The sequence below is a fragment of the Paenibacillus chibensis genome, from assembly GCF_004001045.1.
GTDB classification, from domain to species: domain Bacteria; phylum Bacillota; class Bacilli; order Paenibacillales; family Paenibacillaceae; genus Paenibacillus_AQ; species Paenibacillus_AQ chibensis.
Window position 1 is genome coordinate 15,998 of sequence record NZ_BIMK01000001.1, and the last position, 20,198, is coordinate 36,195.

Here is a 20,198-nt window from a genome sequence, read left to right on the forward strand (position 1 = left end):
TCAGGTAATCAATCCGCTAAAAGCGGCCCTGACTTCAGTGAATGCATGTTCATTTTTGTTATATGGTCTTATATATCGCACCAGGTAATTGGGTAATCTGCTTTTTTATGATTAAAGATAACAGAACTGAATGCAAATGTCCAAAATCCCACCGGCTTTGCTGCAGCAGCTCATCCAGCGTGAGAGGTCCCTGCTCCAGTATATGGTATAGTTGCAGTTCATCCGTTGTCAAATGACCTTCCCCGTTCAGGGAGCCTTCTTTTACCTGACGTTCCTTATTGTATGTATTTTTAAGCCTGTTTGGCAACCATGAATCAAACTCCTCGATGATGTCCGAAGCTTCGCATATCATTTTGGCCCCTTGCCGGATCAGGTTCAGCGCTCCCCGGCTTTTCGGAGAAGTCACCTGTCCAGGCACCGCAAAAACCTCCCTGTCCGCGTCCAGGGCCGCATCGGCGGTAATCAGTGAACCGCTGCGTTCATCCGCCTCCACCACGAGCGTACCAAGCGTCAAGCCGGCAATAATGCGGTTCCGCTGCGGAAATAACCCCGGATGAGGCTTCGTCCCCCGAGGATATTCCGTAAGGATCAAGCCTTCGTTCGCGATTCTCGCAAACAGCGCCCTGTTCTCCGGCGGATAGATCATGTCCATTCCGGTGGCCATCACTGCGATCGTCCCTCCTCCGCCGGATAATGCAGCCTCATGGCACACGCTATCGATTCCTCTAGCCAGGCCGCTAACGATCACAAATCCGCTGATGACCAGGCCTTGAGCGAGTTCCTCTCCCATCTTCCTGCCATAAGCGGTTGGCATCCTTGTACCTACCATAGCGATTCCCGGCTGGTGCAGCAGACCGGTATCTCCCCTGGTATACAGCACCAGCGGCGGATCCGGGCTCTCCTTCAGCAGCGCGGGATAGTCTTGGTCCAGAATGGTGAGGGTTTGAACGAGCGGATCAAGTTCCTTTTCCCTCTGTTGTACCGAAAGGTTCTCCCTGGACAAATTTCGCGCAAGACGCTCCGATAATTCGACGGAATATCCAAGCGTTCCCCACCACCCGGCATCGCCATCAATGATGTGTTCTGTCAGCAGACCGTCCGCGATGATGCGGTTGATACCCTTTCTGCCCATTCCTTTCGTTTCATGCATTGCGATCAGCAGCCATCGAATATCCATGCCTCTCACCTTCCCACCCGTCATTTTTATGGAAACGCAAAAAAGCAACCCTTTATCCCCTGCAGAAGGAATAAAAGGTTGCTTACCTTTGAAGCTATCTTAACCCGAAACCGGATTAATGTGTCAAGCATTTATCCAGCAAGCCGCGTTCTTCAAGAACGGAGACAAGCGTGGAGCCCATTTCGGAAGGCGTAGGAGCGACCTTGATGCCGCACTCTTCCATTTTGGCGATTTTTTCTTTGGCTGTACCCTTGCCGCCGGAAATGATCGCACCGGCATGGCCCATGCGTTTTCCCGGAGGAGCTGTCACGCCGCCGATGAAGCCTACAACCGGTTTGGTCATGTTGTCGCGGATCCATTCCGCAGCTTCTTCTTCAGCTGTACCGCCGATTTCACCAATCATGATGACCGCATAGGTATTTGGATCCTCGTTGAAGCGTTTCAGAACATCGATGAACTCCGTTCCTTTGACCGGGTCACCGCCGATACCAACCGCAGTGGATTGTCCAATGCCGCGGGTTGTCAGCTGATGAACCGCTTCATACGTGAGGGTTCCGCTTCGGGATACGACGCCGACATGACCTGGCGTATGGATGTAACCCGGCATGATGCCGATTTTGCATTCGCCCGGCGTGATGACGCCCGGACAGTTCGGTCCGATCAGGACGGTCTTTTTGCCTTCCATGAAACGGGAAACTTTGACCATGTCCAGCACCGGAATGCCTTCGGTAATGCAAATAACCAGATCCATTTCAGCCTCAACGGCTTCCATAATGGAATCTGCGGCAAATGCAGGCGGTACGTAAATTACGCTCGCCGTTGCGCCGGTAGCTTGTTTGGCTTCAACCACGGTGTTGAAAACAGGCAGGCTTACGGAGCTACCGTTTTCAAGCTCGATATCCACGGTCGTGCCGCCTTTTCCCGGGGAAGTACCTCCCACCATTTGCGTTCCGTAATCAAGGGCGCCTTTTGCATGGAAAAGGGCCGTTTTCCCGGTGATGCCCTGTGTAATCACTTTTGTATTTTTATCTACCAAAATACTCACGATTCGTTCACATCCCCTGTTCGATTTTAAAGGTACCTATTTTACGAGCGAGACAATCTTTTGCGCACCGTCGGCCATGGAATCGGCAGGCACGATGTTCAGGCCGGATTCAGCCAGAATCTTCTTGCCGAGATCCACGTTGGTTCCTTCCAGACGCACAACCAGCGGCCGCGTTAGGCCGAGCTGCTTCGCCGCTTCAACAACGCCCTCTGCAATGACGTCGCAGCGCATGATACCGCCAAAAATATTGACGAAAATGCCTTTAACCTGCTCGTCGGAGAGGATGATTTTGAATGCTTCGGTTACCTTCTCTGTCGTCGCACCGCCCCCTACATCGAGGAAGTTGGCAGGGTCGCCGCCATAGTATTTGATAATGTCCATCGTTGCCATAGCCAGGCCTGCGCCGTTAACCATGCAGCCGATGTTTCCGTCGAGAGCTATGTAGCTCAGGTCGTACTTGGATGCTTCGATTTCCTTCTCGTTCTCTTCGTCCAGATCGCGCAGCTCCTGAATGTCCTTATGACGGAAGAGCGCATTGGAATCGAAGTTCAGCTTCGCATCCAGTGCCATGACGTTGCCGTCACCGGTTACAACCAGAGGGTTGATCTCAGCGATCGAACAGTCTTTGTCCACAAAAGCTGTATAAAGGGCCATCATGAACTGAACGGCCTTGTTTACCAGTTCTTTAGGAATGTTGATGGCATAAGCAAGTCTGCGGGCTTGGAAAACCTGCAATCCTACAGCCGGGTCAACGACTTCTTTGAAAATTTTCTCGGGAGTCGCTGCCGCCACTTCCTCGATTTCCGTACCTCCTTCTTCCGAGCCCATCATAACGACGCGGCCGGTAGCACGGTCAACAACAACACCCACATAGTACTCTTTGCGGATATCGCAGCCTTCTTCGATCAGGAGACGTTTAACTTCCTTGCCCTCAGGGCCGGTTTGATGCGTGACAAGCACTTTACCAAGAATTTCTTCGGCATAAGCGCGTACTTCGTCAAGATTTTTGGCAACCTTAACGCCGCCGGCTTTGCCGCGTCCGCCTGCATGGATTTGCGCTTTAACAACCGTAACCTGGCTGCCGAGCGATTTTGCGGCTTCGACGGCTTCTTCCACCGTATAAGCAACCTTTCCGTTCGGAACGGCAACTCCATACTGCTTCAACACCTGTTTTCCTTGATATTCATGGATATTCATTTACGGAATCCTCCTATCAACATGACTGCTACAAGGCGGGTTATCATCTCTTTGGAAAATAATATAAACCCAAGCTATTGTACCATGATTTTAAAACGCTTACCTTAACAAACTGTGTAAACATCGACAGCTTTTTGATATCGATTTAATCGGTTTGAGAGAATGTTTGGAATTTAATGGTAATCTATTCGTGGATATTACCCGTTTTTCCCGTCTCTTCGCATGTTGATGTGATGCACCCGATCCAGCAGATCTTTGAATTCGCTGAGCAGACGGTTGAATTCTTCCCCGTCCAGGCAAACGTCATTTTGCATGGAGCCGGGGACACCGGCAGCCTCGTCTTTCAGGCGCATCCCGTCTTCCGTCAGAGTAATGTTGACCTTCCGCTCATCCTGGGCAGAACGTTCCCTGTTGATAAGTCCTGCAGCCTGAAGCCGCTTCAGAAGCGGGGTCAGGGTCCCAGAGTCCAGAAACAACGCTTCTCCCAGTTCCTTAACGGTGCACTGTTCCTTCTCCCACAGCACCATGAGCACTAAATATTGTGAATACGTCACTCCCAGCTTATCCAGATACGGCTGGTAGAGTTTCGTTATTTCCCGCGAACAAGCATATACCGCGAAGCATAATTGGTTTTCCAACAGAAGCTGTGGTACGATTTCCTTGGATTTCATGTTACTTCCATCACCTGCCTTCATTTGCTAATATTATCACAAGCTTCGTAAAATATTAACTGACCAAGCATTGTGCCGCAATTCCACGGTCCGCTTTTTAATACTTTACAACTTTGCCGCCATTTTCAAACAGGGAAGCCCCTATGATATACTGCAGGATGTTTCAGCTGAATCTTGACAATTCTTCTTCGCGGTCATACAATTTGTTCAAAATCAACCAGGAAAATAAGGAAGCACCTTTTTTCGTCCCAAGGAAAGCCTGCACTAGCGGCAGCGCTGTCTTGGATCCGGAGAGAAAGGGTGCTTTTTCGATATGTATGGAAAAATGTTCAGCGCTTGCCTGTATGGAATTGACGGGGTGCTGATTCAAGTCGAGGTCGACATCTCCAACGGGCTGCCCCAAACCTCTATTATCGGTCTGCCGGATTCCGCCATCCGGGAAGCGATCGAGCGCGTCCGGGCAGGCATCAAAAACTGCGGCTTCACTTTCCCCCTGCAGCGGATCACGATCAATCTTGCGCCCGCAGATCTAAGAAAGGAAGGCTCCGCTTTCGACCTGGCCATTGCCATCTGCATCTTATCCACCAGCGGCCAACTGATTCTTCCCCAAGAGGAAAAGCTGCTTCTGATCGGCGAAATGGCACTGGACGGCAGCCTCCGTCCCGTCACCGGCGTGTTGTCCATGGTGGACCGCGCCAAACGGGATGGGTTCGGAGCGGTCCTGCTGCCTAGAGAAAATGCGGCTGAAGCCAATTTGATTGAAAACATGAATATTTATGCAATCAGCCATTTGAATGACTTGGTTGCTTTGAGCGACCGAGAGGCCGGACTTGCCTCCAAGGATAACAACGGTCCGCTCCGCATTTCTTCCTTTGCCGGATTGCGGACAGAATCCGTGCAATATTCGGCGGATGCGCCGTTCCATACAGAGGATTACGCCGATGTGCTCGGCCAGCATCATGTCAAACGCGCGCTCACCATCGCTGCCGCCGGCATGCATAACATCATGCTCATGGGGCCGCCCGGAACCGGGAAAACGATGCTGATCAAGCGGCTTCCCACCATACTCCCCCCCATGACGGAGCAGGAAGCTCTGGAAACGACCAAAATTTTCAGCGCCGCGGGCAAATTGAAAGAGCCTGCGGCAGGGCTTCTCCGCACCAGGCCCTTTCGTTCGCCGCATCATACGATTTCGGCGGGCGGATTGATCGGGGGCGGCACGATTCCGAAGCCGGGCGAGGTCAGCCTGGCCCACCGCGGCATCCTGTTTCTGGACGAGCTTCCGGAGTTCAACCGGCAGGTGCTCGAGGTGCTCAGGCAGCCCCTGGAGGACAAGGCGGTTACCATCAGCAGGGCGAGAGCAGTGCATACCTTTCCGGCCCGATTCATGCTGGCTGCGTCGATGAATCCGTGTCCGTGCGGATATCTCGGGAGCGATCATCCCGGCCATCCATGCACCTGCAGCCTGGCCAGAATCGCCCAGTACCGTTCCAAAATTTCCGGACCGCTCCTCGACCGTATTGATCTGCAGGTCGATGTTCCAAGGCCGAAAGAATGGACCCGCGAGAAGTTCAGCCTGTCATCGGCCGACATGCGCGCCCAGGTGCTTGATGCACATGCCAGGCAGATCCACCGCTATGAGTTTCTGCCTCAGGTCAGCTGGAACAGCGAGCTTTCAGGCAGTGCGCTCCGCCGTTTCACCAAGCTTGATTCCCGTACGGCGGACATGCTTCACCAGACGATCGAAGCGCTGGGACTCAGCATGAGGGCCTACGACCGCATTTTAAAGCTTGCGCGGACCATCGCCGATTTGGATGGGCAAGAAGAAATCCAATCGGTCCATGTCGCCGAGGCCATCCAATACCGGAACCTGGATCGGCCGCAGGTCGAGACTTTGGCCTAAATGGCGAAGTCTCCGCTGCTTGTATACATGCTTGTTCTATCATTACCGGCGCCGCGAAACCTTTATGGAGGTAAATACAAAACAACGAAAATGAGGACTTATGGAGTCCTCATTTTCGCATCTTCCGCACCCGGCCGCGCTAACCCTTCCATCTCCTTGCGGAGCAGATAGATCAGGTGCTTATTGAACTTCTCCGGTTCTTCAAAATTCGGGCAGTGAGCCGACTCTTCAAACCATTCCCAGGTCTTGATCGGTGCCTGCAGGTTATGGAAAAAGGCTTCCGCCAGCTCAAACGGGGTGTTGTAATCATGCCTTCCCATGCATAGAAATACAGGGATTTGAAGCTTGGTGACACCCTCCAGATCGATATCACAGACTTCCTGCCACATCTGTTTGATGGAAAACCGAGCCCCTCTGACAAAACGCAGCATATCCATCAGGCTGTACTCCGAGGAACGCAGCATCCGGGGAACGACCACCTTCTCCATCGGCTGCCGGTACATCACACCTTTAAACACGCCAAGCCATTTGCGCTGAATCTTGAGCTTGCGATAATCCTTAAAGTAGTCTTGTTCGAGCGCAGCAAGCTCTCGCACCGCCTTCGCATGTCCGGTCTCCTGCGCTCGACGCAGGGCGTACTCGTAGGACAGCCGCTCGCCTTTTATCATGTGGGTCACCTGCCCGATCCCGATGTACGCATGATATAGCTCAGGAAAACGCTCTGCCAGCTTGACCCCCAAAATGCTCCCCCAGGAATGGCCTACGATATAGATTTTGTTCTGGCGAAATCTGTCCTGGAGATATTCCGTGACTTCGCGGGCGTCTGCAATGAACTGCTCCAGGTTCATGGAGTCCGGACGGATATCGCTATGGTATGACAAGCCCGCTCCGCGTTGATCCCAGTTCACCACCACAAAATGCTGTTCCAGCTCCCGCTGGAACGTTGGGGCAAAGCCGATTTGCGCGGTGCCCGGTCCGCCGTGAAGCCACAGCAATACCGGCAGCCTGACGCTCTTCCCCCTCATGAGAAGCCACTGCTCGGTGCCGCCGATCCGCACCTTCTCCAAACAGGATACGGACCTTGCGCTGCTGCTGATTTTAGGCGTCTTTCTTGTGAAAAACATAGTTCCATTCCCCTCCATGGACATCCTTACCGGGGTTCAAGAAGACTGTTATGCGGGTTCCCGCCGTGTCATATTCAGCTTATGTATTCCTTCCGGTTACATGCAAAAGACTCCCTGGAAACAGCAAGGGAAGTCTTGTCGCTATCGGTCAACCGATGGTGTATGCAAAATAAAATATAGCTATCTCAGGCTTGAAAACATAGATTCGATTCTAAAAGGCGCCTTCAATATGCTGCAGGGAAACCGTGCCCATTCCGCCATCCATTTCAATCGCTATCACATCAAAACGAAGCGCCTTGTCCTCCTGCTGCTTATAATGAAGGTAAGCCATGGTGGTGCTTCGCACCTGGCTGACCTTGCGGAAATCCACGGACTCCGCTGCCGTGCCGAAGCGCGTCCCCGTACTCCGGCTCCTCACCTCGACAATCACCAGCAGATCGCCGTATGCGGCGATGATATCCAGTTCCCCGCTGCGGCAGCGCCAGTTCCTGTCCTTAATGACATAACCCCTCGATATCAGGTAGTCGCACGCAGCTTGTTCCGCGGCAGCCCCCTTCTCTCGGCGGTTCGCCTTTCCCTGGTTCAACCGTTCTACCATTCGCTCTCCCTTTCCTGTGCCAGCCGGTCCGCGCGGTAAATATAACTGAGCACCTCCGCCACAAGCTGGTACAGCTCCGGCGGTATTTGCTGGTCGAGATCCAGCTTCGACAAAACCTCCACAAGCGCGGCGTCCTCCTGGACGGGCACCCCGTGTTCTTTGGCTTTTTCCAAAATGGCTTCAGCCACTCTGCCCCGCCCTTTGGCGGTCAATACCGGAGCTTCGGCTTCTCCCGGCGCGTATTTGAGAGCAACCGCCCTTTTCATCGAAAGGGACGGCTCCTTGGATGGATGACTCATACCCGGAAGTCCACCCCTTTATAACCTTGCGGCACGTATTCGTTCACCGCTGCAGCGGTCGCCGCCCCCTGCGTCGCTGCAGCACCTTGGGGCATCGGCTCCGCCTTCAGCGTCAGCAGCTGATAACCAATGGACTCCATGGCCCCGGAAATATCTTCCCGGTGATGCTCGAGCAGCTCCCCCGCCCATTCGTGATCGTTATGCACTTTCAGACTGACGATCCGGTCCACAACCTGCACATCCACCAGCGTTTGCCCCAGATGCTTCATCTGCAGATCAAACCACAAGCGGCAGTTGGACGCATCGAGCTCGCCCTTGGGCCCCCGCCGGGACTGGATTTGCACGGATGCCGTTTCCTGACCGTCCGGTCCGTTCAGCGGAAGGAACATCGTCATCTGCGCAAAAGGCGCCGTGCGGTCGGTATTGAGCAGCAGCTGCTGCCCCGTCAAATGTGAAATCAGCTGCTGCGCCGCTTCCTTCAGCTGCGGCGGAGCTTCATCATGGTTGACAAGCTGCAGCAAAATGCCTTTAAGCGTATCCTGCGTGCCCGGGCTCTGCAGGGCATGCTCGGTGCGGACGCCGGCTGTTTCTGCTGCCGACGTGGAAACAGCCGCGGCATGGGAAGCCGCCGCATGCAGCTGGCGGGCCTGCGGATCATGCCCGGCCGCCAGCTCCGCGGCCGGCTGCTGCGGGCCCGCCCCGCCCGCGGACGCAGGCGCGGGCTGCCGCGCAGCGGCTGCGGCGGCTTCAGCCGTGCCGCCGCCTGCCGGAGCAGCGGGCTGCGCCTGGCCCGCTGCCTGCGGCGCTGCACCCTGGCCATGGGCCGGTGCAGCCGCAGATGGCCGCGCGTTCCCCGCCGCGGCCTCCGTTTGCGCGGGCGCCATCGCCCCGCGCACGCCCTGCTGCTCGTGCTCCGCACCGAGCAGCTTCAAGATCCGCCCCACCCACGGCTCTGCGCCGGGGGATGCGGGCGGCTTGACCTCCGGCCCCTCAGGGCTGCCGGAGGCTCCCGGTGCCGCAGACTGCTGCGGCACCGTTTGGGCCCGCTCTCCAGCGGAGCGGGCCGCCTCTGCGCTTGCGGGCTGCGCTCCCGCAGCGGCCGCGAGCGGTGCTGTGCGCAGCTGCTGCAGCACCTGCTGCAGCTTGGCCACCAGCGGCTGCAGGCTGCCTGCATCGCCGGTCGGTGCCGGGGCTGCGCCGGCACCGGCACTGGTTGGAGCAGAGGCTCCCTTCGCGGCACCATCCGCCAGTCGTCCCGCTTCTGCTGGGGAGACATCCGAAGGCACGCCTGCTGCAGGCTGAGCCTGCCCGGTGGCCGATGTCCCCGCGCTTTTGCCGGCCGCATTCGGGGCCGGTGCGCCCTGCATGTTCTGCAGCTGCTCGTCCAGTACGGCCAGCAGCTCATGCACTGGCGCTCCAAAAACGGCCTGCTGCAGCCCGCGGACGCTTTCACCCGTCACCGGCAACCCTCGCTGCAAAGCGATCGCTGCTGACTGAATCCATTGCTCCGCCGGCACCGATGCAGGCTTCTGCTGCATGATCCGGGTGAACAGCTCCGCGTTTTCCTTGGTCAGCGGCACGCCGCTGGCTTGCATCGCCTGTACCATCGTCCGGGTTTCATGGGTATCCGGAAGCCCTAGCGAGTTCAACACCTCTGCCATGGATTGGGCAGGCAGTGCGGTATACGGCGAGTCGGCCAGCGGTTTCAAAACCATCATTCCGCTATCCATGGGAGGCTGTACTTGCAGCAGGGTAGCCTGGCCAGCCTGCAGCGGCGTCTCCAGCACCGCCCTAACCTTGACCCCTTGAATCTGCACCACGGCCTCCTGACCGTCCTCTGAGACGCTCAGTACCACGCCCCTGACCACTTGGCCGGTTTTCATATCCAGCTGCTTCGCATCACCCGGCTTGGTCTCGCCGAGCAGGCCTCGAATCAACGAACCGATATTCACGCCTCATCCTCCTTCCAACCTCAACAAACCTCTTTTGTATCTTTATCGGCACCAGCCTACCGACAATGAATAAAGGTCATTAGAACAAGGTTTGCTGCACGGCCTCCATATTTTTCAGGAAGCTTCTGCGGTGCATCGGCGTTGGGCCCAGCGCGGCAATTTGCTCGCGGTGCAGCTTGGTAGCATATCCTTTATGTATTCCAATTCCGTACTCGGGATAGCGGGCTTCCCACTCTCCCTTGCAAAGCCTGTCCCTCGTTACTTTGGCAATGATGGAAGCAGCGGCGATGGACTGGCTGGTTGCATCCCCTTTAATGATCGACAGCTGCGGCATCTCCACATCCACCTTTTCCGCATCCACCAGCAAAAATTCCGCGGGGACGGACAGTCCAAGCACCGCTTTCTTCATTGCAAGCCGAGCTGCCTGCTTGATGTTAATTCGGTCAATGGTCTCTGCGTCCACATAGCCGACAGATATGGCAACGGCCTGCTCCATGATGACGTCATACAAGACTTCCCGCTTTTTTTCGCTCAGCTTTTTGGAATCATCCACACCTTCCAGAATGAGCCCCGGCGGAAGAATGACGGCAGCGGCGACTACGTCACCGAACAAGCAACCTCTGCCTACTTCGTCAACACCGGCAATATATTCATAGGACTCGGCCCAGTATTCTTTTTCATGCATTAATAAATCTGTCATGTTGTTCCTCCCGGCTCTCCCCGGACCCTGCTGCTCCCCGGTTCGTAACTCGTTACGCTCACAATATTATACTTGATCCAGGGCCGGGCTGCATGCCATTTTCCAGGATATGCCGCTAATCCATCATCAAGCCGGGAGTCATTCTGCGGTCCGAAGGCGGCTCCGGTTTGCTGCCGGAGGCATGGGATATCCCGCTTTTGCCTGAAGTTGCCTTTTTCCCCGCGGAAACCGCGCCTTTTTTCATCATCGCGATCAACGCTTGCGGATCATTATCCGCACCTCCGGCGTTAACCCGGTAACCGTTAAGCCCTCCCGGTCGGTTGATGCCGGGAAGCACGGTGAAGGAGACGGGCATGTTCAGATCCTTGCATACGCGGAGCAGAGCAGGTGAAAATGCGCCGTACGGAAAGGCAATCACGTTCATCGTGTTTCCGATTTTTTCATTCAGAATCGCATTGGCCTGTTCCAAATCGCGGCGTACGCGCGCTACATATTCCTCCGTCGTCTCCTTGCGCCCGAGTGCTTTGATATAAATGGGTCCTCTTAATATGGCCTTGGACCGATTTCCTTTCGCATCCAAAGGCGCATACACATGAGAGTCGAAGGAATGGCTGTAAAAATCCACGCCGCTTTGATGCATCGTCTGAACCTGCTCCCAGCTCAGCTTCGGAATGCCGACATGCTTCGGATTATCGATCGTGTTGACGATCAGGAAGCTGGTCGCCGGTACATGATATTTGAGAAGCAGAGGATAGACATCATCATAAAAGGACTCATAACCGTCATCAAAGGTCATCAGCACGGCATTCGGAGGGACAGGCTTGGCATGCCGGACAAAATCGACATATTGATTCATCGTAATCCACTGAAAACCGCTCGACTTCATCAGCTTCAGCTGTTCTTCAAACTTGCTTGCGTCCAGGCTTTGCTTATCCTTCTGTCCCGGCGTCACCTCGTGGTACATGAGCGTAATCACCTTGTTCTGGTAATAAATCTGCCCCGGCTTTTCCTTCTGAAAGGATGTATCCTGCAAGGGCATGGTTTTGCCCGGTGCTCCGGCTTCGGACTGCGGTGCAGCCGCAGCCGTCCCTGCCCCTTGTGAAGCGGCACCCGCCGTCTCAGGCGCTTTGCTCTCATAACTAACCGTCTGAACTGAAATCGTCTTTGTTACCCCGGCAGGCTGTTTGGAAGAATAGACATTCGGAGCCGATTCCATCATCCAAGCCCCGCTTACCGCTGCAGCGAGCAGCACACCCGATCCGGTCGTCATCAGCCATTTCCGCTTCAAACTGTTCTCCCCTTATTTGATGAGTCTGGAACCCACCCTCAGATTATCATAACTCAAAATCGTTTACACCCATTTTTTTCCTATAACCTCATCTATGCTGCAACGCACAAAAAAGCCGCCTTTCGGCGGCTTGCACACAGCTTCATATTTGTCATCAGGTTCGCTTTAATAGGGTGATTCCATGGAGAAACGTCCCATTTTACCTGCACGCAGCTCCCTCAAGAGGGTGCGGGAGGCTTTTTCAAGATCGACCCTTCCGCCGCTGATCAGGCAGCCCCGTTTTCGGCCGACGGCCTCCATGATGGCTACAATCTCATCGCTCTCATCCGGATTATGCGGCGTGCTGTCATCCAGCTCAAACCGCTCGCGGAAGGGATCCCAGTAATAACTGACCAGATACTTGACCGCGAAAAAGGCAATATCCTCGACATTCAGAATCTCTTCTTTGATCGCCCCTGTCACGGCCAGCTTGTAGCCCACATTCTGGTCTTCAAATTTAGGCCAGAGAATCCCAGGCGTATCCAGAAGCTCAATCTCGCCGCCTACTTTAATCCACTGTTGGCCTTTCGTCACGCCTGGACGGTCGCCTGTTGCAGCAATGCTGCGTCCCGCGAGCCGGTTAATCAGCGTCGATTTGCCCACGTTCGGAATCCCGACGATCAGCGCGCGAATGGCTCTCGGATTCATGCCCTTGGCAATCTGCCGGTCGATTTTTTCCTTCAGAAGAAGTTTAAGCTGGGCCGGAATGTCCTTCACGCCCGTCCCCGAGGATGCATCCACCGGAAAGGCCGGGTGCCCCTGCTCTTTAAAATAATCCTGCCACTGCTTTGTAACCGCAGGATCAGCAAGATCCGCCTTGTTCATAATGATCAAGCGCGGTTTATTCTGCAATATTTCGTCAATCATCGGATTGCGGCTGGACAGCGGAAGACGCGCATCGATCAACTCGATGACTACGTCAATCAGCTTCAGCTTTTCCTGTATTTGGCGGCGCGCTCTTGTCATATGACCAGGAAACCATTGAATCGTCACCGTCATCACCTCATTTTTGCCTACAACCAGCCGCTGCATCGGTGGATTGTTTAATGTTTGATCAAATGTATGTCCTTGACCGGCCAGAAAATCAAATCTGCGCGACCTACGATATCGCTTAGCGGCACGTACCCGATCATCCGGCTGTCCGTACTGTCGGAACGGTTATCCCCCATGACGAACACATGACCTGCCGGCACTTTCCCATCAGGAAACGCACTGTTCGGAAAATCCTTGTCATTATACAGTTGACCTGCTTTATGACTTTTATCCATTGCGTCCTTTATGTAGGTTTCATTCACCGGCTTGCCGTTAACCGTTACCGTATCGCCTTCCACCTTTACGGTGTCGCCTGCGACGGCGATGACGCGCTTGATGAAGTCCTTGCCTTCCGAAGGAACGTGGAACACGATGACTTCCCCGCGCTGAGGCTTACGGATGTCGTACAGAATTTCGTTTACGATGAGCCGTTCTCCCGTATGGAAGTTAGGCTTCATCGAAGGCCCGTCCACAATAAACGGTTTAAAGAGAAGCCAGCGAATGAGAGCCACCAGAATTAGAGCAATAACAATCGCTTTAAGCCATTCCACAACTTCATTTTTCGCTTTTTTAGGTGGTTTATGTTCCTGCTCCCGAAGCTCCACACCATCATTCTGAATGTCCTGCTCCATACTTCACCGTCCTCTCCTTGCAATTGGCATGCGCCACGCTCAGCGCATTTTCATTTTTTGCCGAAAAGAAAAGCTCCTATACGGAGCCCACTCAACATTTTTATCCTAAAACGAAAAGGGCTTGAAATCAAGCCCTCTGACGTTGTCCGTTTATTAACGGCGAATTTCTTTAATTCTCGCTGCTTTACCGCGTAGTTCACGAAGATAATAAAGCTTCGCACGACGCACTTTACCACGGCGAGCCACTTCGATTTTCTCGATTTTTGGCGAGTTGATCGGGAAAGTTCTTTCCACACCAACACCGTAAGAAATTTTACGAACCGTAAAAGTCTCACTGATTCCGCCACCGCGACGTTTAATAACAACACCCTCGAACAACTGAATACGTTCGCGAGATCCCTCGATTACCTTAACGTGCACTTTCAAAGTGTCGCCAGGACGAAAACTTGGGATATCTTTACGAAGCTGTTCTTGAGTGATCGCTTGTAGGATATTCATCTAGGACTCCCTCCTTCCGTACAGGTGTTCTTGCCTCTTCCGGAAAACCCTCCGTTCTCCTTCATCATCCGCAGCGGACCACCGTATTCCACACAACAGCGTTAATTGTATCACATCCGTTCAGCTGTTTGCAACAACAATCTGAAGCAAGCCCATTCCGTTTGCCTGGTGCCATTGCAAGCACTGAGGGCCGCCCGGCCGAACCTGAGATTCCCCCTTCATTTCGTCCTATAGATGAAGCCGAAGTTCAACTCGGAGCGCAGGTAAAAAACGATGATCACGGTGAAGGCCGAGACATCAAAAAAAATTTCGAAACCATGCAAATTAGCTATTGATTTTTCCGGAATTATAAATAAAATAAATTTAACGTTAAAATTAATTGAACGTTATTAAAAATTGAATGGGGTTGTTTTTCATGAGTGAAACCGTTTTGGCAGAGCCGCAGCCGAGGCAAGGCATCCGCGCACTAGGCGCGCATAAATCCTATCTGGTCATGATGGCCGCAAAAATCATATCCCGCTTCGGTGATTCCATCGATTCCATCGCTTACAGCTGGATGGTTTACGTTCTGACGGGCTCCGAGGTGCTCATGGGAACGCTGTTTGCCCTGAATTTCATTCCGGGAATCGCCTTCAGCCTCTTTACCGGGGTGCTTGTGGACCGCTGGTCGAAGAAAAAGATCGTCATCATCGCGAACACCGGACGCGGCCTCATGGTGATTTTGACCGCGATGCTGTATTTTACAGGTTACCTGCAGCCTTGGCATCTGTTCATCTTTACGTTCATCAATTCATCCTTCGAGTGCTTTTCCACACCGGCCGAGATGTCGCTGGTTCCGCGCATCCTTCCCAAGGAGCTGCTGCTGAGCGGCAACTCCCTGACATCATCCGCGGCGCGCACGGCCGAGCTTGCCGGACTTGGAGCCGCGGGCGGACTGATCGCCGTCATAGGGGTTACCGGCGCCATGATTACCGACGCGCTCACGTTTCTGATCGCCGCCTTCCTCTTTCTCTGGGTACGCACCCGCGCGGAGGATAAGGGACCTGATGCTTCCGACGACGCCCCGGCCGCGTCAGAGCAGAAAAAAACGTATTGGTCCGAGTTCAAATCCGGCCTCGCCTTCGTAAAAGGGCAGAAAATGATCCTGCTCACCCTGCTCGCGGCGGCTTTCGTCAATCTTTGCCTCACGCCTTATAACGTGCTTGAACCCGTATATGTCAAAGAAATACTGCATTCCGGACCGTTAGGCCTCAGCCTGATGGGCATCAGCCTCGTCGTCGGCATGATTATCAGCGGGTTGTGGATCAGCCAAAAAGGAAATCGCCATAAAAAGAGCAGAATGATCGTGTTCGGATTTCTTTTGCTGGGCGTCAGCTATGGCCTTCTGTACATTCCTTCCATCGTGTCAGCTTACCCTCTGTATACGGCAACCGTATTTTGCTTTGGCATGGGGATCGCCATTTCGTTCGTCAACACGCCGATCAACACCTTTATGATGGAGGTGACGCCGAGCGACATGCTCGGCCGCGTCGGTGCCCTGTCCAGCATGCTGGGTACGTGCACCATCCCGCTGGGCGGATTGATCGCAGGGTTTGCCGGAACCTGGGTCAGCGTCGAGCTTTTGTTCCTCATCTTCGGCATTTTGATGATCATTCCGGGGCTTCTGCTGCTCACCCAAAAGAGCTTCATGAGTGTATAAGTCGAATTTGTGACATAAACATTCTTTGTGCTTTACGACATCCGGCCTTATAATAGGCTTAGTGAAAATGCAAGAAATGTTGAGGTGCGTTTGTATTGGAGACGAAAGAACTGAGTACGATCGAGGAAATACGGATATATTCTGATCCATACCGGATGAAAATATTAAGTCATTTCCAGCGGATGGACCATCCGGTGACGATAAAGGAAATCGCCGACGAAATGGGCGAGGTCCCGGCCAAGGTGTACTATCACGCCAAAAAGCTGGAAAGCATCGGATTATTGAAATTAATCAGCACGAAAGAAATCAACGGCATTAATGCCAAGTATTATGAGTCCTTTAAAGGCGCTGTCCAGATCAAGCGGGATGACGCCGCGGACGAAGCCGCGAAAAAAATATTCATCTCGGAGACACAAAAGCTTCTTTCGGATTTGTACGAGGACAACAAGAAGAAATTTCTGAATGCCCAAAGCCAGGATAAGCCTTACGGGAACCTGAACAACTCGGAAGTTTACCTGACGGAAGACGAGGCGAAGGAATTTTTCGAGTGGATCAACCGTTTCGTTGATGAGCATCATAAGCGTAAGCATGCCGAGCAGATCAAATACGATATCTTCACGACAATTGCCAAAACGGTAGACTGATGCAGTCACAAAAAGGCATCCCCGGTCAGGAAGACCAGGGATGCCTTTATTCGTTCTATTTCGAGTTCAGCGCCTTTACTGCCGCAGCCTCGTCCTCATACGCCACATAGATGGAATATTCAGATCTGCGGGTTTGATAGCCGCTGCGTTCTCCGGCAAAATTCCCGACACGCGTACGGTGCGGAATGCCGTTCATCACCAGCTTGTGCTTCACTTTCGAATAATCATCCACTGAAAAGGTCATGAATAAGAGCGTGCGTTCCCTCGGAACGAAAAATCTCCATAGCGATACCAACCATCCCATGGGTACTTTCCTCCTTCGGACTGTTCGGTGTTCTCAGCGCGGCCGCACGCACACGCTGACATAAGCGCTGCAGCCGCCGCAGGCAAGCGTAATGACCGCGTCTCCCGGCTCCCTTGCATGCAGTTCTCCTTCCGGCGAAATCTCCACCACTCGGTGGTCACTGGATTTCCAGCTATAATGCAGCGGCCGTCCGATCGGCAGGCTCATGGCGGGCAGCCCGTGTGTGACGAATTCCCCCGTGGCCCGCATGGAGACGATATCGCCCGGATACAATGGTTCCAGGAGATCCGTTGTTTCCATGCGCAGCCGTCTAAGAAGCGGGATCACCCGGATCTCCATACGGTCCCCGGTTACCCGCAGCTGCAAATAATGGTAAAAACCGCCGTCCTGCGGAGGAATGTGTGTTAGCTTGCCTCCGCCGCCGCTAGTTATATATTTTACACCATGAATTTCCTTTTGCAAGTAAACATGGAAATCTCCGGATAACACGATGAGTTCTCCCTCTGCCCGCTCTCTCTTCGCTGCCGCAAGCAAATCATACAGTCGCTGCGCTTCCTCCGCATCCAAAAAGCCGTGTCCTGTACAGAAATCTCTGCCTTTATCGTCCCTTTCATCCGGCGGAACATGCATCATCATCAGAATATGCCGGCCTTTCGCGTCAGCCAGCACATGCCTTAACCAGATCCACTGCGATGCATCAGTCGAGGAAATATGTCCCAACGAGGTATCGACACCTATAATGGTGAGATTGGCGTAATCCAGCACATAATTGGTTTCCCCGAAAAACTGCTGATAATGCGCGGAGCTCCGCGTCCCGGCGACTTCATGATTGCCGATCGCCATAACGTAGGGCAGGCCGAAAGCCTCCATTCGCACGGCGGCCATCCTATAGTTGTCCATGCTGTCATAATCGACGATATCGCCCGTATATAAAAGAAGCCTGGATGGCTCCCTGCGGATGCGGCGAATCTGCTCCTGCAGCTGAAGATCGCTGTCATTGACGGCAAGATCCGCGTTAAGGTATCCACCGTCGCCGATGACCGTTATCTCATAGCTTGCTTGCGCCTCCGGCTCATCCCATGCAGCTCCCGTACGAAAGCTCCAGCCGATCTCCCTGCCGTTGCCTGCCCTGTCCGACACGCTTAAGACGACACTATAGCAGCTGTCTGCCGGCAGTTCAGCGGCAGGCATATGCCAGGCAACCCCATGCTCGTAAAAACACGAAACGTCATGACCGTTCAGCTTCATCCGAATGGTATCCGCGTCCACGCCGGAATGATCATCCTTGACTTTCACGGCGATTCGGGGTCTTAATGTCCTGGTCTGTATCCCGCCAAGCGGCATCATGACCTGCAGCTCCGGTGGTTCCCGATCCTCGGAAAGATCCACGCGGAAGCTCCATGCCGCCGGGGACGAGAGGTTACCGGCCTGATCGGAAGCGGCTGCGACGACTTCGTGAATCCCCACTTCAAGATGGGCCACTTTAGCCAATACCCGGCCGGTCTCCTGATCAAAGCGATGGGATAGTCTTTTCCCATCCAGCCATACCTGAATGGAACCGGGATCTACGCCCGATTCATGATCCATCACCCGTGCGCTGATATCAATATGATCCTGGCGGCAGGCAACCTTCGCCTCAGGGAGCATGTTCTCCCATACGGGCCCGGACCAATCCTCGTGCCTCTCTTCATATTCGGCGCACAGGTCCCTCAGCTCCAAAACCCCGCTTTGTTTGCGGCTCGTCTCCGTTTCAACCATATACAGCTGCGAGACGGCGAGCGGCCGCTTCAACGCACGGGGCAGATCCGCATAGACATACGTCCATTCTCCCGGCCGGATGCCCCTGCGCGGGCTCAAGTCCAACGGCTTGGATGTCCCGTCGCCATCGGTAATCGTGGCCCGCAGCCAATGTCCAGCAGAAGGAGTGCGCGCCCAGCAGCCAATACGCGTCGGTTGACCCCGCAGCTCCCATCCCTCCGGATTGAGGGGAGCTGCATATACCGCCGAGGTGCCGGGCATGTCGCTAAAGTCATACCACAGCCGCAGCGCGCGCTCATGGGATGTCAGCGTCCAGCGCTTCGGCAGCGGCGCCGCTTTCGTAATACCGTGGCTTACCGCCTGCACACGTACGCCCCTCGTTCTGATGCCGGATGGATCCGTCAGCGTATCGATCAGTCGCATCAAGCCGCCCGCCTCCTCCCCATGTTTTCAATGTCCGCTACTTCAAGGTCTTTTTGGCAAGGTCATAACCTTGACATACCGTAAAACCAAGCTTTGCATAAAAGTCCACGAGCTCGGTCCAATCGATGACCAGCTGCTTCATGCCTCGGCGCGTCAGTTCCGCCACGCCGTCCTTAACGATCGCCAGCCCGTAGCCTTTGCCCCGGAACCGATCGTCCACGCCAAGAGGACCAATCCCTCCGAGCGGACCGTCGAAGGAAGGCGCCCAATACGTATTTTGAGCAATCAGCGGCGATTGTGGATCATTTACGCGGCAGAAACCGATCATTTCTTCTCCCTTAAACAAGCCGACAAACTCGCGCCCTTGACCTCCGCGTTCCCAATAGCACTGTGCTTCATAATACCAGCGCCCGGGGAAGCAGCGTTTGAAGAATCGCAGCATTTCTTCCTTGTCCTGCGGATTCAGCAGGCGGGAAACCGCGCCCTCCTTGTATTCGGGGTGCTGCTCGTTTTCGCTGCTCGTCTGATTTACCAGATCGAACGCTTCATACAACAGCTCGTAGCCTCGGTTCTCAAACCAGCCTTTTGCTTCCGGCAGTGCTTTGGGAATACCCGGGAAATAATGCCACGGATCCCTTCCCGCATAAACCAGCTCCGCCCCCGCATTCTTCAGCGCCTGCTCGGCCTGCTCCAGGAGCCGTGTACCAATCCCCCGGCCTCTGACATCACTGCGCACTACGATCGCCTGGATCCAGCCGCCGCCGTCGCCAAGGCGCATTTCGCGTTCTTGCTCCTGCCATTTTTTCGCAATCACAAAGCCGGCAAGCTGACCCTGCTCATCGACGGCTAGCTTGGAGCCCTCCAAGTAAACGTTCTCATCCTGAAACGTATTTTGCCGCATGAGCTGCTCGCGCATCGGAAATTCATCGCCGATCTCCTGGTTCCACAGCTTGCACATGGACGACAGCCAATCCTCATGTAATGGAATGATATTCATCATAAGTCCTCCTGAAAGTTAGAATAATTATTTCAAAGTAGTATTGAATGTTTAAAATTTTATTTCATCTATCAAAATTATATTTTAAAAGCCGGTCCGCTTCAACCGTTTGCGCGAAAATAAAAAAAACGTCTATCGACGTAATTTCTCAGAAGACAGACCGCCATTAGCGGATGTTTTTCTTGCAATATCACGAAGCCTTGGCTCTGTAGTTTATA

The 20,198-nt window shown here is 54.0% G+C and carries 19 protein-coding genes; 3 read left to right on the forward strand and 16 right to left on the reverse strand.

All coding sequences use genetic code 11. The features are described from left to right. Positions 1-58: 58 nt before the first annotated feature. The 4 genes from dprA to PCH05_RS00100 all read right to left on the reverse strand — a co-directional run bounded on the left by dprA (position 59) and on the right by PCH05_RS00100 (position 4,090). Positions 59-1,177, reverse strand: a complete 1,119-nt coding sequence (gene dprA / locus PCH05_RS00085) for a DNA-processing protein DprA (protein ID WP_127599414.1) — start codon at positions 1,175-1,177, stop codon at positions 59-61. Positions 1,178-1,292: 115 nt separating this feature from the next. Beyond that, a complete protein-coding gene (gene sucD / locus PCH05_RS00090; RefSeq protein ID WP_127599416.1) occupies positions 1,293-2,222 on the reverse strand; it encodes a succinate--CoA ligase subunit alpha in 930 nt (309 codons plus the stop codon). A 36-nt stretch (positions 2,223-2,258) separates the two neighbouring features. Beyond that, positions 2,259-3,419: an ADP-forming succinate--CoA ligase subunit beta gene (sucC, locus tag PCH05_RS00095; RefSeq protein ID WP_127599417.1), complete on the reverse strand. Its 1,161-nt coding sequence runs from the start codon at positions 3,417-3,419 to the stop codon at positions 2,259-2,261. A 197-nt stretch (positions 3,420-3,616) separates the two neighbouring features. Next, on the reverse strand, positions 3,617-4,090 hold the full coding sequence (locus PCH05_RS00100; RefSeq protein WP_127599419.1) for a MarR family winged helix-turn-helix transcriptional regulator: 474 nt from the start codon (positions 4,088-4,090) through the stop codon (positions 3,617-3,619). Positions 4,091-4,403: 313 nt separating this feature from the next. Between PCH05_RS00100 and PCH05_RS00105 the strand changes: the two genes are divergently transcribed. Beyond that, positions 4,404-5,993, forward strand: coding sequence for a YifB family Mg chelatase-like AAA ATPase (locus PCH05_RS00105; protein ID WP_127599421.1), 1,590 nt, complete (start codon positions 4,404-4,406; stop codon positions 5,991-5,993). Positions 5,994-6,091: 98 nt separating this feature from the next. Here PCH05_RS00105 and PCH05_RS00110 read toward each other — a convergent pair whose 3' ends face one another. The 9 genes from PCH05_RS00110 to rplS form a co-directional block, all read right to left on the reverse strand. Beyond that, on the reverse strand, positions 6,092-7,117 hold the full coding sequence (locus PCH05_RS00110) for an alpha/beta fold hydrolase (RefSeq protein WP_164766484.1): 1,026 nt from the start codon (positions 7,115-7,117) through the stop codon (positions 6,092-6,094). Positions 7,118-7,328: 211 nt separating this feature from the next. Next, the gene (locus tag PCH05_RS00115) at positions 7,329-7,715 is read right to left on the reverse strand and encodes a YraN family protein (protein WP_127599424.1); all 387 of its coding nucleotides are present in this window, start codon (positions 7,713-7,715) and stop codon (positions 7,329-7,331) included. Next, complete coding sequence (locus tag PCH05_RS00120; RefSeq protein WP_127599426.1) at positions 7,709-8,014, reverse strand: EscU/YscU/HrcU family type III secretion system export apparatus switch protein; 306 nt, start codon at positions 8,012-8,014, stop codon at positions 7,709-7,711. Before PCH05_RS00120 ends, PCH05_RS00115 begins: the two co-directional genes overlap by 7 nt. Next, a complete protein-coding gene (locus PCH05_RS00125; protein ID WP_127599428.1) occupies positions 8,011-9,966 on the reverse strand; it encodes a TP0910 N-terminal domain-containing protein in 1,956 nt (651 codons plus the stop codon). The genes PCH05_RS00120 and PCH05_RS00125 overlap by 4 nt, the downstream gene beginning before the upstream one ends. Before the next feature lie 79 nt (positions 9,967-10,045). Next, the gene (gene rnhB, locus PCH05_RS00130; RefSeq protein ID WP_127599430.1) at positions 10,046-10,666 is read right to left on the reverse strand and encodes a ribonuclease HII; all 621 of its coding nucleotides are present in this window, start codon (positions 10,664-10,666) and stop codon (positions 10,046-10,048) included. 115 nt (positions 10,667-10,781) lie between these two features. Continuing rightward, the gene (locus PCH05_RS00135; protein ID WP_127599432.1) at positions 10,782-11,954 is read right to left on the reverse strand and encodes a polysaccharide deacetylase family protein; all 1,173 of its coding nucleotides are present in this window, start codon (positions 11,952-11,954) and stop codon (positions 10,782-10,784) included. A gap of 165 nt (positions 11,955-12,119) precedes the next feature. After that, positions 12,120-12,986, reverse strand: a complete 867-nt coding sequence (gene ylqF / locus PCH05_RS00140; protein WP_127599939.1) for a ribosome biogenesis GTPase YlqF — start codon at positions 12,984-12,986, stop codon at positions 12,120-12,122. A gap of 50 nt (positions 12,987-13,036) precedes the next feature. Further along, complete coding sequence (lepB, locus tag PCH05_RS00145) at positions 13,037-13,657, reverse strand: signal peptidase I (protein WP_127599434.1); 621 nt, start codon at positions 13,655-13,657, stop codon at positions 13,037-13,039. Between the two features lie 153 nt (positions 13,658-13,810). Continuing rightward, a complete protein-coding gene (gene rplS, locus PCH05_RS00150; protein ID WP_127599436.1) occupies positions 13,811-14,155 on the reverse strand; it encodes a 50S ribosomal protein L19 in 345 nt (114 codons plus the stop codon). Between the two features lie 415 nt (positions 14,156-14,570). Here rplS and PCH05_RS00160 point away from each other — a divergent pair, with 415 nt between their 5' ends. Both PCH05_RS00160 and PCH05_RS00165 read left to right on the forward strand, forming a co-directional pair. Continuing rightward, complete coding sequence (locus PCH05_RS00160) at positions 14,571-15,854, forward strand: MFS transporter (protein ID WP_127599440.1); 1,284 nt, start codon at positions 14,571-14,573, stop codon at positions 15,852-15,854. Between the two features lie 95 nt (positions 15,855-15,949). Beyond that, a complete protein-coding gene (locus tag PCH05_RS00165) occupies positions 15,950-16,498 on the forward strand; it encodes a winged helix-turn-helix domain-containing protein (protein ID WP_127599442.1) in 549 nt (182 codons plus the stop codon). Positions 16,499-16,553: 55 nt separating this feature from the next. On the opposite strand, the gene PCH05_RS00170 is transcribed toward PCH05_RS00165, so the two are convergent. Genes PCH05_RS00170 through PCH05_RS00180 form a run of 3 tightly spaced genes read right to left on the reverse strand, consistent with a single transcriptional unit; the run spans position 16,554 to position 19,980 of the window. Continuing rightward, entirely contained in the window at positions 16,554-16,802 is a 249-nt protein-coding gene (locus tag PCH05_RS00170) for a hypothetical protein (protein ID WP_127599444.1), read from the reverse strand. 33 nt (positions 16,803-16,835) lie between these two features. After that, a complete protein-coding gene (locus PCH05_RS00175) occupies positions 16,836-18,983 on the reverse strand; it encodes a metallophosphoesterase family protein (protein ID WP_246049316.1) in 2,148 nt (715 codons plus the stop codon). A 37-nt stretch (positions 18,984-19,020) separates the two neighbouring features. Further along, positions 19,021-19,980, reverse strand: coding sequence for a GNAT family N-acetyltransferase (locus PCH05_RS00180; RefSeq protein ID WP_127599448.1), 960 nt, complete (start codon positions 19,978-19,980; stop codon positions 19,021-19,023). Positions 19,981-20,198: the final 218 nt, after the last annotated feature.

Bases quoted from the DNA above. Each gene is read 5' to 3' on its own strand.
- dprA (WP_127599414.1), bottom strand. From the start codon at position 1,177: ATGGATATTCGATGGCTGCTGATCGCAATGCATGAAACGAAAGGAATG.
- sucC (WP_127599417.1), bottom strand. From the start codon at position 3,419: ATGAATATCCATGAATATCAAGGAAAACAGGTGTTGAAGCAGTATGGA.
- PCH05_RS00100 (WP_127599419.1), bottom strand. From the start codon at position 4,090: ATGAAATCCAAGGAAATCGTACCACAGCTTCTGTTGGAAAACCAATTA.
- PCH05_RS00105 (WP_127599421.1), top strand. From the start codon at position 4,404: ATGTATGGAAAAATGTTCAGCGCTTGCCTGTATGGAATTGACGGGGTG.
- PCH05_RS00110 (WP_164766484.1), bottom strand. From the start codon at position 7,117: ATGTTTTTCACAAGAAAGACGCCTAAAATCAGCAGCAGCGCAAGGTCC.
- PCH05_RS00115 (WP_127599424.1), bottom strand. From the start codon at position 7,715: ATGGTAGAACGGTTGAACCAGGGAAAGGCGAACCGCCGAGAGAAGGGG.
- PCH05_RS00120 (WP_127599426.1), bottom strand. From the start codon at position 8,014: ATGAGTCATCCATCCAAGGAGCCGTCCCTTTCGATGAAAAGGGCGGTT.
- rnhB (WP_127599430.1), bottom strand. From the start codon at position 10,666: ATGACAGATTTATTAATGCATGAAAAAGAATACTGGGCCGAGTCCTAT.
- lepB (WP_127599434.1), bottom strand. From the start codon at position 13,657: ATGGAGCAGGACATTCAGAATGATGGTGTGGAGCTTCGGGAGCAGGAA.
- rplS (WP_127599436.1), bottom strand. From the start codon at position 14,155: ATGAATATCCTACAAGCGATCACTCAAGAACAGCTTCGTAAAGATATC.
- PCH05_RS00160 (WP_127599440.1), top strand. From the start codon at position 14,571: ATGAGTGAAACCGTTTTGGCAGAGCCGCAGCCGAGGCAAGGCATCCGC.
- PCH05_RS00170 (WP_127599444.1), bottom strand. From the start codon at position 16,802: ATGGGATGGTTGGTATCGCTATGGAGATTTTTCGTTCCGAGGGAACGC.
- PCH05_RS00175 (WP_246049316.1), bottom strand. From the start codon at position 18,983: ATGCGACTGATCGATACGCTGACGGATCCATCCGGCATCAGAACGAGG.
- PCH05_RS00180 (WP_127599448.1), bottom strand. From the start codon at position 19,980: ATGAATATCATTCCATTACATGAGGATTGGCTGTCGTCCATGTGCAAG.